Source organism: Aquiflexum gelatinilyticum, from assembly GCF_024741135.1.
Classification (GTDB): domain Bacteria; phylum Bacteroidota; class Bacteroidia; order Cytophagales; family Cyclobacteriaceae; genus Cognataquiflexum; species Cognataquiflexum gelatinilyticum.
Window position 1 is genome coordinate 396,315 of sequence record NZ_JANSUY010000001.1, and the last position, 13,366, is coordinate 409,680.

General features: G+C 39.5%; 12 protein-coding genes. 6 read left to right on the forward strand and 6 right to left on the reverse strand.

The window, feature by feature from the left end:
* Nucleotides 1–3 precede the first annotated feature (3 nt).
* The 3 genes from menD to NU887_RS01680 are packed head-to-tail and all read right to left on the reverse strand — an operon-like array spanning nucleotide 4 to nucleotide 3,309.
* Entirely contained in the window at nucleotides 4–1,680 is a 1,677-nt protein-coding gene (gene menD / locus NU887_RS01670; protein WP_258421615.1) for a 2-succinyl-5-enolpyruvyl-6-hydroxy-3-cyclohexene-1-carboxylic-acid synthase, read from the reverse strand.
* A gap of 8 nt (nucleotides 1,681–1,688) precedes the next feature.
* A complete protein-coding gene (locus NU887_RS01675; protein ID WP_258421616.1) occupies nucleotides 1,689–2,885 on the reverse strand; it encodes a chorismate-binding protein in 1,197 nt (398 codons plus the stop codon).
* Between the two features lies 1 nt (nucleotide 2,886).
* Nucleotides 2,887–3,309 carry a hotdog fold thioesterase gene (locus tag NU887_RS01680; protein ID WP_258421617.1) on the reverse strand — a complete coding sequence of 141 codons (423 nt, stop codon included), beginning with the start codon at nucleotides 3,307–3,309 and terminating at the stop codon, nucleotides 2,887–2,889.
* Between the two features lie 53 nt (nucleotides 3,310–3,362).
* On the opposite strand from NU887_RS01680, the gene NU887_RS01685 reads away from it, so the two are divergent.
* Nucleotides 3,363–3,980, forward strand: coding sequence for a histidine phosphatase family protein (locus NU887_RS01685; RefSeq protein WP_258421618.1), 618 nt, complete (start codon nucleotides 3,363–3,365; stop codon nucleotides 3,978–3,980).
* Here the strand turns inward: NU887_RS01685 and NU887_RS01690 are convergent.
* From NU887_RS01690 to NU887_RS01700, 3 genes are all read right to left on the reverse strand, one after another.
* Complete coding sequence (locus NU887_RS01690; RefSeq protein WP_258421619.1) at nucleotides 3,970–4,392, reverse strand: hypothetical protein; 423 nt, start codon at nucleotides 4,390–4,392, stop codon at nucleotides 3,970–3,972. The two genes, NU887_RS01685 and NU887_RS01690, sit on opposite strands and share 11 nt — an antisense overlap.
* Before the next feature lie 108 nt (nucleotides 4,393–4,500).
* The gene (locus NU887_RS01695) at nucleotides 4,501–5,265 is read right to left on the reverse strand and encodes a zinc ribbon domain-containing protein (protein WP_258421620.1); all 765 of its coding nucleotides are present in this window, start codon (nucleotides 5,263–5,265) and stop codon (nucleotides 4,501–4,503) included.
* Nucleotides 5,266–5,268: 3 nt separating this feature from the next.
* On the reverse strand, nucleotides 5,269–6,369 hold the full coding sequence (locus tag NU887_RS01700) for a Nif3-like dinuclear metal center hexameric protein (protein WP_258421621.1): 1,101 nt from the start codon (nucleotides 6,367–6,369) through the stop codon (nucleotides 5,269–5,271).
* A gap of 42 nt (nucleotides 6,370–6,411) precedes the next feature.
* Here NU887_RS01700 and lpxK point away from each other — a divergent pair, with 42 nt between their 5' ends.
* From lpxK to NU887_RS01725, 5 genes are all read left to right on the forward strand, one after another.
* Entirely contained in the window at nucleotides 6,412–7,467 is a 1,056-nt protein-coding gene (lpxK, locus tag NU887_RS01705) for a tetraacyldisaccharide 4'-kinase (RefSeq protein WP_258421622.1), read from the forward strand.
* Nucleotides 7,457–9,418, forward strand: a complete 1,962-nt coding sequence (locus NU887_RS01710) for a putative porin (protein ID WP_258421623.1) — start codon at nucleotides 7,457–7,459, stop codon at nucleotides 9,416–9,418. Before lpxK ends, NU887_RS01710 begins: the two co-directional genes overlap by 11 nt.
* 32 nt (nucleotides 9,419–9,450) lie before the next feature.
* Nucleotides 9,451–10,032, forward strand: a complete 582-nt coding sequence (locus NU887_RS01715) for a MiaE family protein (RefSeq protein WP_258421624.1) — start codon at nucleotides 9,451–9,453, stop codon at nucleotides 10,030–10,032.
* A 134-nt stretch (nucleotides 10,033–10,166) separates the two neighbouring features.
* Nucleotides 10,167–11,411 carry an ABC transporter permease gene (locus NU887_RS01720; protein WP_258421625.1) on the forward strand — a complete coding sequence of 415 codons (1,245 nt, stop codon included), beginning with the start codon at nucleotides 10,167–10,169 and terminating at the stop codon, nucleotides 11,409–11,411.
* A gap of 7 nt (nucleotides 11,412–11,418) precedes the next feature.
* Nucleotides 11,419–13,110, forward strand: coding sequence for a GMC oxidoreductase (locus NU887_RS01725; RefSeq protein ID WP_258421626.1), 1,692 nt, complete (start codon nucleotides 11,419–11,421; stop codon nucleotides 13,108–13,110).
* The last annotated feature ends 256 nt before the right edge of the window (nucleotides 13,111–13,366 follow it).

Below are 13,366 nucleotides of genomic sequence, written 5' to 3' on the forward strand. Positions count from 1 at the left end.
TTTTTAAAATAACTCGTTGATTTTAGATTTAACCCATTTTAGGATTTCTGCATTTTTAGAGCTTTCGGATTGGATTTCAAGGATTTTTGGGCTGTCAGATTTGGTATAGAAATCAACGAGACCAATTTTAAGGCTTTCCATGTTTGTTGAAATGTGATACCCAAATCCAAATTCATGTGCCAGACTTTTCCCATCCAACTTCTGATTGGTTTCAAAATATTCCTCTAATTCGGGTTGCTTGGAAGGTCCTTCAATTAGCCTGAATATTCCCCCAGCATGGTTGTTCAATAAAATTATTCGGAGATTGGAGATGCGGTAATTATGCCAAAAAGCATTGCGGTCATAAAAGAATGCCATATCTCCCGTCACAAGGGTAACAAATTCCTCCACGGCAAATGCACATCCAATCGCTGTGCTGTTGCTGCCATCTATGCCGCTTGTGCCTCTGTTGCAAAATATTTCATGTTCTCTCTTTCCGAAAAAGTTGACATACCTGACAGCCATGCTATTGGCAAGGTGGATTTTGGATGATGGTGGAATTGCTTTTAGGCAAGTTGAAATTGCTCGATATTCTCCAAATTCTGCATTTTCCAATATGTTGTCAAAATTTTCCTGAACCGTGTTTTCCGATTTTTTCCAGGAAGAAACAAAACTGAATTCGGATTTTAAGGTTTGATTCATCAAATTCAAAACCTCCAAAACCTGACAATGGATTATTTTGGTCAAACCCCTGTAGGTGTCAGGAACATAGCCTGCAGGTTGAATGTGCCAATGTTCAGCTTTTGAGTTTCTTAAAAAAATCTTTAAATTTTTGGATATGATTGATTTGCCAAAAGTCAAGACAATATCAGGATTCAATAGCTGATTGAGATTCCCATTTCCGACAAAATGATCATGATAATTGATAGTATCATCGGATTGCATATTGGAAATGGTATCAGCTACTACTACAGCGTTACCATTCCTCACCAATTTATCTAAGATATTTTGAATTGCAGCATCAGGCTTTTGTTGACCTGGCACAATCAGGATTTTTTTGAAAGTTGAAAGCGACGAAATCAAATTCTGTTTATCTTTTTCTGACAAATCAGCTTTGGAATAAACAGGCTCAATGATTCTTGGAGTTTTTGAAAAATCAAAAGATTCCGAGTTTTCAGGATAAAAAGGTTCCCGTAAAGGGATATTAATATGTACCGGCCCGGCTGGAAATTGATTGGAAAGATTAATGGCTTCATTCATTATCCTATTTGCATGCCAAACCTTGTCAGGATGCCCAAATTCATCGGGGAACTGAAAGAATCCCTTTACATGCTTGCCATAAATCTCAGTTTGTCGGATCGTTTGACCATCCCACTGATCAATCCACTCAGGTGGTCGATCTGCTGTGATGACAATTAATGGAACCTGTTGAAAAAAGGCCTCAGCGATGGCCGGAGCGTAATTGTATGCCGCCGAACCTGAGGTACATACCAAAACAACAGGTTGTTCCAACTGTTGGGCCATGCCAAGGGCGATGAAAGCTGCTGATCTTTCATCTGAGATGGTTTTGCAATTGATATCTGGATGTCTGGAAAAGGATAGGGTGATGGGGGCGCATCTTGATCCCGGGGAAAGGATTGCGTTTTTTATACCCTTTAATGCGCAAACAGAAGCGATATCAATGATGGGCTGAAGGACCAATTTTTTGTTCAGTTAAGGTGTTTTGCAATGATGTCACATTTCATTTCTGTTTCTTCCCACTCATTTTCTGGAATCGAGTCTTCAGTCACTCCAGCACCGGCATACAGTATGGCATTTCCTTGTACCAGCCTGGCTGTCCTAAGATTGACATAAATGGAAGTTTCTTCCTCTACGTTGACAGGACCAATGAATCCTGCATAGAACGACCTGTTGAAAGGTTCGTTTTTATGAAGAAATTCTAGTGCTTTATATCTTGGCATGCCGCAGACAGCTGAGGTAGGATGCAGAAGTTGAAGCATCACAGAGCCAAGTTGAGGAAAATTTGTCGATTTCATATTGACTTTAAAATCCGACCGTAAGTGAAGGAGATTTCCTGCAAGGACGGTTTTTGGCCCATGTTCATCATATTCCCTCAGCCGGATTTTTTTGAAGCAATCTACTATGTACCTGCTTACTAGTGCCTGTTCCTCAATTTCCTTTTGTGTCCAAGTTGCTGATTTAAGTGGATTTTCTCCATGGGCTTTTTGGGTACCTGCTAGGGACATGGTATAGAATTCATCACCTTGGGTTTGGATCAAAATTTCAGGTGAAGCACCTATCCATGTTCCTACCTCGGGGATATGGAAGAAATTGACGAAAGCATTTGGGTAAGACCTTACGAGTTGGTTGAATGACTTAATCAAATCAAATTCGGGATTCAATTTGATTTTTTTGATCCTGGCAGGGACAATTTTGTGAAGCTCGCCGTCTTCTATGGATCGGATTCCTTTTTCAACCAGATTCATGAAGTCAACTTTGCTTGTTTCCTGAAAAACCTCATTTTGTGACCCTATGGCTGTTATTATTTTCCGGATTTTTCTTTTCAAATCAGGAATTGGAGAGGAAAACCCAACTTCCTCCAAAGTCCCGCTTTGCTCCTCGAATGGAATGGAAATATCGATTTTGAAATAGGAATCAGCTTCCAAAAAATATGCTTTTTGATCTAATTGGTCATCGAAAGGATGCACGATAAACCCCGCCGGCAAATCTTCCAGATTGGGAGACACTCTTTTTGTTATTCCTGATTTATCAATCAAAATTTGGATAAAAGAGGATTTTGGCTTCCTCCAAATAGCTATTTGGTTGCCTTCTTCCATATTTTTGGAAAGGAGACTGACGAGATAGTGCTCCAGATTTTTAAGATGGGTATCTAAAATTATATCCATTTCATCTTTTGTCAATGACGGCCATGGTGATTCTGCTGATACATGAAAGATCTCCTTGGTCAGTATAAATTTTCACTTCCCAAACCTGGGTTTTTTTTCCAAGATGGATAGGTTTGGTTATACCGGTAACGGAACCTTCTTTTACGGATTTGAGGTGATTTGCATTGATTTCCAATCCTACACAGTATTGCTTCGTAGTATCGATGGTAAGTGTTGCCGCCACACTTCCAAGGGTTTCTGCCAGTACTACATTGGCTCCTCCATGTAACAGTCCAAGGGGCTGTTTGGTTTTAGCGTTGACAGGCATTGTGGCTTCGAGGTAATCTTCCCCTATTTTTGTAAAATTGATATCCAAAAAATCCGTCATCGTATTTTCTCCCCAACTGTTGAGAACTTCAAGGCTAATGTTTGGTTCAAATATCATGTAATCCGGGATAAAAGTTTTTTCTTTGGACTCAGAAACAAAAATAAGTAATCTTGCTAACTAAAAAAATCTACCTTGTCCGCCATGGACAAACTGATTATAATCTCAAAGGTGTAGTTCAGGGAAGCGGAATTGATGCGCCACTGAATTGGAATGGCCACAAACAGGCTCAAGCTTTTTTTGACTTTTATAAAGATGTCCCTTTTGAGAAGGTTTTTTATACAGGTTTACAGCGGACCAAGCAATCTGTTCAGGGCTTTATTGAATTGGGATTGCCCCATGAGGCAATTCCCCAGCTTAATGAAATATCTTGGGGAAGATATGAAGGAGTTCCAATGACCCATGAAGAAAATCATTATTACACTGACATGCTTCAAAAATGGGCTTCAGGGGATTTGGATTTTGCAATTGAGGGAGGTGAGAGTCCAAATTTAGTAGCAAAAAGATTGGAAAAAGGAATCAAATATATTCTTTCCCAGCCGGAGAAAACAATACTTATCTGCATGCATGGAAGGGCAATGCGCGTTTTGTTAAGTTTGATGCTAGGATATGACTTAAAGTTTATGGATGTATTTCTACATCAAAACCTTGGTCTTTATCTTTTGCACCAAAATGAAATGGGATTATTCAGGATCGAAAAATACAACAGTGCCGATCACCTTATGGTGTAGGGGTTGCTTTAAGTGCTTTATTGGATTTTTTGAGTTTAAGCATCCTGTCCTCGTATGAAGACAACATTGTGGAATAAGCAGTTTTGCTTTCATCGAGATCGATGATCTGTACTGCTATTTCGCTGAGTGGGGATATCCTTTTGTCATTCACCCTGATGAATAAATCACCAAGCTGTTTTTTATCTATTCCGTCATATGGGATTTTGACCATTATGGCAGCATCAGAATTGCCATTATATGCTTTGGTGGAGAAAAGGTGCATCAGGCTAAGCTCAATAAAATCTGTGGAGGTTTTGTTGGCTTTTAATTCTGCTTTATCAAAAATAAGTAAGAAAGTCTTTCCTTCGGGGTTTTTGGAAAAACCCGAAAAGGTCAAAAAACAAAGAAAAGCGATAATAATTCCTTTTTTCACAGAAGCAAACTATAAAAATTATAACTTCTTTGCAACCCCAAAAAAATCTTTAATCGAATATTTTGTATAATCAAAAAAGCCCGAATAAATCGGGCTTTTTTGATGATTTTATGCTCTACTTCTTTTTTTCTTCAAGCCTTCTTCTTCAATCTCATCTTCAACACCGGCAAAAACCCTACCGCAATGTTCGCAGACAATGATTTTTTTCTTTTCTCTGATATCAGCTTGTCTTTGTGGAGGCACTACATTGAAGCAACCACCACATGCACCTCTTTTGACCATTACTACTGCCAAACCATTTTTGGCATTAGTACGGATTTTAGTGTAAGATTTTACAAGTCTATCTTCAATTTTCTTGATAGCCTTCTCTCTTTCACTTTTTAATTTGGACTCATCATTTTCGCTTTCGGAAACAATGGTACCCAATTCATCCTTTTTGTTGTTGAGGTCTTTTTGTCTCTCTTTCAAAATTTCCTGAAGTTCATTCACCTCATTGTTTTTGAATTCGATTTTGGCTTGCGCCTCTCCGATTTTTTTCTTGGAGACCTGGATTTCCAAATCCTGAAGTTCAAGTTCCTTGGTAATGGCGTCATATTCACGGTTGTTTCTGACGTTCATTTGCTGTTCCTGATACTTTTTTATAAGTTTCTCAGATTCCTTGATGTTATCTTTGAATCTTTTGATATCCTCCTCCAGAGCTACAGTATCCGTATGGAATTTTTGTAATCTGGTTTCGTATCCTGCTATTTCATCTTCAAGGTCTTGGACTTCTTCGGGGAGTGCTCCTCTTACTTTAAAAATCGAATCAAGTCTGGAATCTATTTTCTGAAGGTTTAGTAAGGCTTCAAGCTTCTGTGCAACTGTACTTTCCATTTACTACAGATAAGTTATGGGATTTGTGATGACTTTTGTCAAATAGAGTGCAATATTAGTAAATTTTTGCGACAATACATCCCCGAGTAATTCTTTTGTATAAATTTCACTTTCATAATGACCGATGTCGCAAATAATGATCTGATTTTCAGCATCAAAGAATTCATGGTATTTGATATCTGAAGTAATAAATATATCAGCACCTGATTTTTTGGCATCAGGAAGCAAAAAAATCCCGGCCCCACCACAGACAGCAACTTTCCTGATTTTTTTTCCAAGAAGGGACGTATGCTTGATTGTACCAAGATTCATCTTTTCTTTTAACATTTTCAAGAAAGCCATTTCATCCATAGATTCTTCCAATTCAGCGACCATCCCTGCACCGATTTCTTGATTTTCATTTTCTAGTTTTTGGAAATAATAGGCTACTTCTTCATAGGGATGTGATTCGCGTAGCGCATGGAGTACTTTTTTTTCCAGGTAACTTGGCAATAGGACTTCAATCCTTGTTTCGGGTTCCCGATGAGCGGATTCTGGAATCCCCTTATGTGGATTGGCTTGTGAAGATGGCGTAAAAGTGCCGGTGCCATCTGACAGAAAACTGCAGCCAGAATATTCCCCTATTTTGCCTGCACCTGCATCGAACAAGGCCTTTAATACTTTTTCTGAAGCTTCATGTGGCACAAAAGTCACTAGCTTAGAAAGGAGATCTTTCTTTGGTTGTAAAATGCGGGTATTGGTCAAACCGATGACCTCACAGATTTTTTTATTTACTCCGTGGGAAACATGATCAAGATTAGTGTGAATAGCATAAATTGCAATATCGTTTTTGATTGCTTTGATGACCGTCTTTTCAACATAATTCCTTCCTGTCAAACTTTTTAATCCTTTGAAAACAATGGGATGATGTGCCACAATCATGTTGCAGCCAAGTGAAATTGCTTCATCCACCACTTCTTCGGTGGCATCGAGTGAGCAAAGTACACCTTTGAGGGTATCGTGCGGATTTCCTGTGATCAGTTGGGCGTTGTCATAAGATTCTTGATAAGATGGAGGAGCAATTTTCTCCAGATAAGAAACAATATCCTTGATCTTGTAAACCATATTTTTTGTTTTACTTTGTCCAAAACTAAGGAAAAATAGCCAATGCGCTGGTATGAACCATTTCTTTATCCTTTCTCATTGTTGTATGACGGCGTCACCCGATACCGCAATGACATGTTTGACACACAGAAAAAGAAAAGTACTGAATTTTTGATCCCAACGGTGGTGGTTGGAAATCTTAACCTTGGTGGATCAGGAAAAACTCCCATGGTGGAATTTTTGATTGAATCCTTCAGGGACAAATACCGATTAGCCACATTGAGCCGGGGATATGGGCGAAAGTCCAAGGGTTTTTTATTGGCTGAACCAAATCTTGGTCCAATAGACATTGGGGATGAGCCTTTCCAAATTTATTCCAAATTCGGTAAAGATGTTATAGTGGCTGTTGGGGAAGAAAGGGTAATGGCAATCCCACAGATTATTTTCCATAATCCTGAAACGGAATTGATATTGTTGGATGATGCCTTTCAGCATCGCTATGTAAAGGCAGATTTCAGTATTCTATTGACAACCTTCCAAAATCCATTTTTTAAAGATAAAGTTTTGCCTTTGGGCACGTTGAGAGAAAATGCCAAAGGCGCTAAAAGAGCTGACCTTATCATTGTGACCAAATGTCCTGCATCACTTTCTAGAACCGAAAAATCTTTTTTTGAAGCAGGAATCAGGAAATATTCCGAAGCTCCCGTTCTTTTTGCCGGGATAAAATATGGAAATCCCGAGCCATTGTTTCATACAGATGTAAAAACAAAAAAGAAAGTTATTCTTGTTTCAGGAATTGCAAATGACAGTCTGTTTAAAGAAGCTGCAGGAAAAAAATTTGAAGTGGTAGAAACAATAACTTTTGCGGACCATCATCGGTATACATTAGCTGATATTCGAAGAATTCTCGAAATGGTCAAAAACCATGGTGAAGCTATGGTGTTGACCACCGAAAAAGATGCTGTCAAACTTAAAGATGCGTCTTTTCATGAATATTTGGTGGAAATTCCGATTTTTGCCTTGCCTATCAAAGTTGATCTGGAAGAATCCGATAGCCAATACCTGATTGAGCGTATCACCAAAACTGTCAAGGACAAAGCCTATATCCGTGAGATTTAAATTTATTCTGTTTCTTTTTTTGTTTTCCGGTATTTGGAATTTAAGCCTTCAGGCGCAGGTCAGGCCGAGGATTCCTCAGTCGGGTAACCCAACGGGTTTTCCGCCTCAACAAAATCAGGAAGGAGAACAAGAGCAAAAAGAGGAATCCCAAGGCAGGAAAAAGCTGATCGATGACAGTACCAAAATGGTTTTTGGACCAAAGACCAGTCTTTATTTTTTAGAAAAGGATGTCAAGAGAAACCGAATCAGAAAAATTGAAGGGGATACCTCTTTGTATAACTTCCACTATTTTGAACCAATACCAAAGTCAAAGTGGATGTATCAGGATCTTGGAAATGTAGGAAGCGCAGCAAAGCCGATTTTTTACCAAGTACCGGAAATGATAGGGACGACTTCGGGGTTTGAGGTATATGACCCCTATTATTTTGGTCCTGACAGCATGCGGTATTACGATACCAAGTCGCCTTACACGCAGATGAATGCTTTTTTTGGTGGTGGAAACAGAAATATGCTGGACCTGGTTTTTGCGAGAAATGTCAATCCACGGTGGAACATCGGCTTTAATTTTAAGACCATAAGGGCTAGAAAAACCCTTAACCCCAATGCAAGAGATGATAATTTGACTGAGCAAAATGCCTATGCCCTTCATACCAATTACAGATCTGAGGATGGGAAATATTTCCTTATGGGGAGTTTTTCAAGAATGAGGCACCTGGTCAATGAACAGGGAGGCATAATTTCTCCTGAAATCGATTCAACTTCTTTACTTTTTGCCTATGAAGATGCTAAGGTATGGTTGAGAGATTCCCGAGCCATTGATTTGCGGCAGGATTATCACCTGTACCATGAGTACGAACTAATCAAAGGTTGGCAGATTTACCATGTTTTTGATAGGAGGAAACAAGAGGTTTCATTCTTTTCGCCTTTGGCTACCTCCTCTGATTCTGCTTTTTTTAATTTAATTTCTCCAATTAGGATTTTGGATAAGGACACTACTTACAATAGAAACAAATTTACGGATTGGAGAAATGAATTTGGGTTTAAGGGCGATTTAGGACCGGTTTATTATAATGCCTTTGTAAAATTCAGAAGCGGCAGGATGATTTCTCCAAATTTTGTCGAACAGGGATCATTCAGTGAATTTTTTATCGGAGGAGCACTTCGTGGAGATATTAGTGAAAAATGGCGGTTTGAGGCTGAAGGAGAATATGCATTGCCGGACGCGTTCAGGGTCAAAGGCACTTTTGTATCTCCCTATTTGGAGGCAACATATACCAAAGCTCTTTACAAGCCTACCGCCATGCAGCAATTTTATGTAGGAAACCATCACCAATGGGAGAATAATTTTGACAATATTGGAGTTGACCAAATCCAAGGTGTATTAAAGGCTGACTTTAAGAGTCTTTCTCTCCGGCCAAATATCACCTTGAACAGAATTAATAATTATGTTTTTTTTAATAACAAACAAGTGCCAACCCAAGCATCAGGAGAAGCTTTTATGGTAATTCCCGGACTGAAGTTTTCTGCAAACCTTAACAAAAAACTGTTTTTGGAAGCCGAAGCTTTTTACACCCTCATCACGGGAGATGGAAAAGATAATTTCAGAATACCCGAAGTATTGGTCAATTCCCGGCTCTTTTATGAAAGTCCCATGTTTGATGAAAATATATTCGTTCAGATTGGGTTGGAGGGCAGATATAGGAGCGATAACCTTGCTGACTTCTACAATCCTGCTATTCAGCAATTTCATATACAAAATGTATTCAATGTCTTTGCCTACCCTGTGGTTGATTTTTTCTTGAATGCAAGAATCAACAGAACAAGAGTATTGCTGAGAATGAACCATATCAATATGAATATGATGGATCAGCCGGGGTATTTTGTGACGCCATATTTCACAGGTTTGAGAAGGACTTTGGATATCGGTATCAGTTGGCCTTTATTTGATTGATGATGAATTGGGAAGAAAGCACCAAACAAAAAATGCTGCATTTACAGCTGCCCACAGACCCTAGGTGGGTGAATATAGCCGAAATGAATATTGGTGATATTTTGGTTGACCATGCCTATTGCGAGCAAAAAGCTGCTTCGTCTTGCATTTCTCTCATTGTGAATTTTCACGGTTTCACCGACTTGGTGGATACCTTGACACCTGTAGTAGCAGAAGAATGGAGCCATTTTGAAAGGGTTATGGAACAACTCAGAAAGAGAGGGATTCCATTTGACAAACCTCGCAAAGACGAATACGTAATCAAACTCAGTCAGTTTGTGAGAAAAGGTGGAAGCAAAGTGATGCAACTGACTGAATATTTATTGATGAATGCACTGATTGAGGCAAGAAGCTGTGAAAGGTTTAAGCTGCTTTCCAAAGAAATCAAAGATGAGGAACTCAAAAAGTTCTATTATGAACTGATGGTATCGGAAGCGGGTCACTATGTCAATTTTATTGAATTGGCTAGAAAGTACCAAGACGCCGATAAAGTCAATTCAAGGTGGAAAGAATGGTTGGAATATGAAGCAGAAGTGATCAAAAACCTCGAAATCAGGGGAGATAGGATGCATTAGAATCCCGAAACTTGGAAGAAAGGATTTTTAACAGAAATTATTTTCAGTTTGGGTCTGTTTTTTTCATCATAATGATTATTATTAAAACTGCAATTCAAAAAAAATTATTGAAATTGTTCTAATTCGTACAAATCATGAATCTGGTCGAAAATATTAAAGAAGCTCTAAGGTCTGTCAAAGTAAATCTTTTGAGAACAGTCCTGACAGGAACTATCATCGCTATCGGTATTATGTCTTTGGTGGGAATGTTGACAGCAATAGATGGTATCAAGGCGCAGATAGAAGATAGTTTTTCCGGTTTGGGAGCCAATAATTTTGATATCAGGTCTAAAGGCTTTTCCGGAGGGAGAGGTGTGCAACAAGGCGTTTCTGAAAAAAATTATCCAATAGTAAGATACAAAGAGGCTTTGAGTTTTCAGGAAGCGTTCAACTCAACAGGACCTTCCACTGTTTTTTCAACCGTTTCAGGCGCTGCCGAAGTTAAAAGAGGATCAAAAAAGACCAATCCCAATGTCAGGGTTACAGGAGTGGATGACCTTTATTTTAATATGAAGGCTTTAAAAATTGAAAAAGGAAGAAACTTCAGCAACACTGAAGTTAGATATGGTAATAATGTCTGCATCATCGGATTGGATATTGTTGAAACCCTATTTGAAAAAAATGAAAATCCTTTAAATGATTACATTACAGTTTTTGGAAGGAGATATACAGTTGTTGGCATTTTGGAAAAGCAAGGAAGTGTAGGAGGTGGTTCCGGTGCAGACAGGGCGATTTTTATACCTGTTGAAAACACAAGTAAACTGGACGCAAATGGAACTTTTCGTTTTTCTATTACGGCAAGTGGTTCTGATCCTTTGAAACTTGAATACGAAATGGGACAAGCTACAGGAATGATGAGAAAAATCCGTCAGGACAGGGTTGGACAGGAAGATTCCTTCGAATTGGTAAAAAGCCAATCTGTTGGTGAAAGTTTGGAGGAAGTCGCGGGATATCTTAGAATTGGAGGATTTGGAATTGGTTTTATCACCTTGCTTGGTGCGTCAATTGGTTTGATGAATATCATGTTGGTCTCCGTTACCGAAAGGACGAGGGAGATCGGAATCCGAAAAGCTCTTGGTGCTACACCACTGAGGATCAGACAGCAATTCCTGATTGAGGCTATTGTTATCTGTATTTTGGGTGGAATATTGGGTGTAATTATTGGAATCGGCATTGGAAATGTCGTAGCTAATTTTATCGGACCGGGAGGGTTTTTGATCCCATGGCTTTGGATCTTTGTTTCATTTGGTATTTGTATTTTCGTTGGATTGGCATCAGGTTATTTCCCGGCTAGAAAAGCAAGTAAACTTGATCCCATAGAATCACTCCGTTACGAATAATTTTTGAATGGGTATGGAAAACACATTTGATGCAATTGTCATAGGTTCTGGAATAAGTGGTGGTTGGGCTGCAAAGGAACTCTGTGAAAAAGGCCTTAAAACCCTTGTGCTCGAAAGAGGAAGAAATGTAGAGCACAAAAAAGATTATCCTACCATGACTTCGGCGCCGTGGGAAATGCCTCACCGCAATCAGATTCCTTTGGCGGATAAACTGGAAAATCCCGTTGTAAATAAATGTTACGCTTATAAAGAAGATACAGCCCATTTTTTTGTAAAAGATACAGAGCATCCTTACATCCAAGAGAAGCCTTTTGACTGGGTTAGGGGTTATCAAGTTGGGGGAAAATCCCTGATTTGGGCGCGTCAGACCCAAAGGTGGAGCAAATATGATTTTGAGGGTCCTGGCCGAGATGGTTTTGCGGTGGATTGGCCGATCCGGTACGATGACATAGATCCATGGTATAGTTATGTGGAGCGTTTTGTGGGGATCAGCGGTAACAAAGACGGAGTCGACACTTTACCTGATGGGGAATTTTTGCCCCCTTGGGAAATGAACTGTGTGGAAAAGGAAATCAGAGACAAAATAGTGGCTGAATTCAAAGACCGTCATGTAATGATCGGACGATGTGCCCATTTGACCAAACCCCAAGAGCAACATCTCAAGCAAGGAAGGGGACAATGCATGGCGCGCAACCAATGTTACCGGGGTTGTCCGTTTGGTGCCTATTTCAGTTCCAATTCAGCCACTTTACCGGCAGCCGCTGCAACAGGAAACCTTACTTTGAGACCAGATTCCGTTGTCCATTCCATTATTTATGATGATCAATTGGAAAAAGTAACTGGAGTCAGGGTTGTGGACAGAAACACCAAAGAGGTTGTTGAATATTTTGCCAAAGTCATCTTTTTGAACGCTGCAGCACTGAATTCCAACCTGATCCTACTCAATAGCAAATCGGCAAGATTTCCAAATGGGTTGGGTAATGACAATGGTTTACTTGGAAAATACGTTGCTTTTCATAATTATAGGGGCAACATATCCGCTTCCTACGAAGGCCATGAGGATTCTTTTTATTTTGGAAGAAGACCTACGGCTGTCATGATGCCTAATTTTAGGAATGTGAAGGCACAGGAAATGGATTTTCTTCGTGGGTATATGACTTTTTATACCGCCGGAAGAGGCGGTTGGGGCGGGGCAGGAGATGTACCATTTGGTGAAGAATTCAAAGAGAAGAATTCAGTTCCGGGTCCATGGGGTGTTTTTATGATGATGCAGGGGGAAACTATACCCAAGGAAACCAATTTTGTGAGCCTGAGCGATAAAGAGAAGGATGAATGGGGTATTCCGCTTCTGAAAATCAAAGTTGAATACGATGAGAATGATGAAAAGATCCTGCGGGACTTTTTTGAACAGGGAACAGCAATGCTAGAAAAAGCAGGTTGTAAAAATATCCGGACTTCAGATTCCATGCAGGCACCCGGTCTTGACATCCATGAAATGGGAGGAGTAAGAATGGGAAAAGATCCCGAAACATCCCTGCTAAATGGCTGGAATCAGATGCACCTCTGCAAAAACGTATTTGTAACCGACGGTGCCTGTATGACATCCACCGGGACCCAAAATCCTTCCATAACCTACATGGCTTTGACGGCCCGTGCGGTAGATTATGCTGTAAAAAGTCTAAAGGATGGTTTGCTTTAATCAGTTGAAGAAGGATAAGGATTTTGTGTTTCAGGCATTATTTTGCATTGGCTGATACCCTATTGTTTGAAATCTAAATTAAAGAAACAATCTTCCCTTTTTTGGGTGAAAACCCTTTTCTCCACTTTACCTTTTTACTTCCAATTCCAATAGTAATCGGGACCGTAGACATCGCATTTTTATTACGCAGTCTGATTACAAGTCATCACCCTTTTCGAAAATCCTGAAAATTGTTGAAGATAATTTTTTTTCAGGG

Excerpts from the sequence above, each read along its gene's own strand:
- lpxK (WP_258421622.1), top strand. The coding sequence starts at position 6,412 with ATGCGCTGGTATGAACCATTTCTTTATCCTTTCTCATTGTTGTATGAC.
- NU887_RS01700 (WP_258421621.1), bottom strand. The coding sequence starts at position 6,369 with ATGGTTTACAAGATCAAGGATATTGTTTCTTATCTGGAGAAAATTGCT.
- NU887_RS01680 (WP_258421617.1), bottom strand. The coding sequence starts at position 3,309 with ATGATATTTGAACCAAACATTAGCCTTGAAGTTCTCAACAGTTGGGGA.
- NU887_RS01715 (WP_258421624.1), top strand. The coding sequence starts at position 9,451 with ATGCTGCATTTACAGCTGCCCACAGACCCTAGGTGGGTGAATATAGCC.
- NU887_RS01720 (WP_258421625.1), top strand. The coding sequence starts at position 10,167 with ATGAATCTGGTCGAAAATATTAAAGAAGCTCTAAGGTCTGTCAAAGTA.
- NU887_RS01695 (WP_258421620.1), bottom strand. The coding sequence starts at position 5,265 with ATGGAAAGTACAGTTGCACAGAAGCTTGAAGCCTTACTAAACCTTCAG.
- NU887_RS01675 (WP_258421616.1), bottom strand. The coding sequence starts at position 2,885 with ATGGATATAATTTTAGATACCCATCTTAAAAATCTGGAGCACTATCTC.
- NU887_RS01725 (WP_258421626.1), top strand. The coding sequence starts at position 11,419 with ATGGGTATGGAAAACACATTTGATGCAATTGTCATAGGTTCTGGAATA.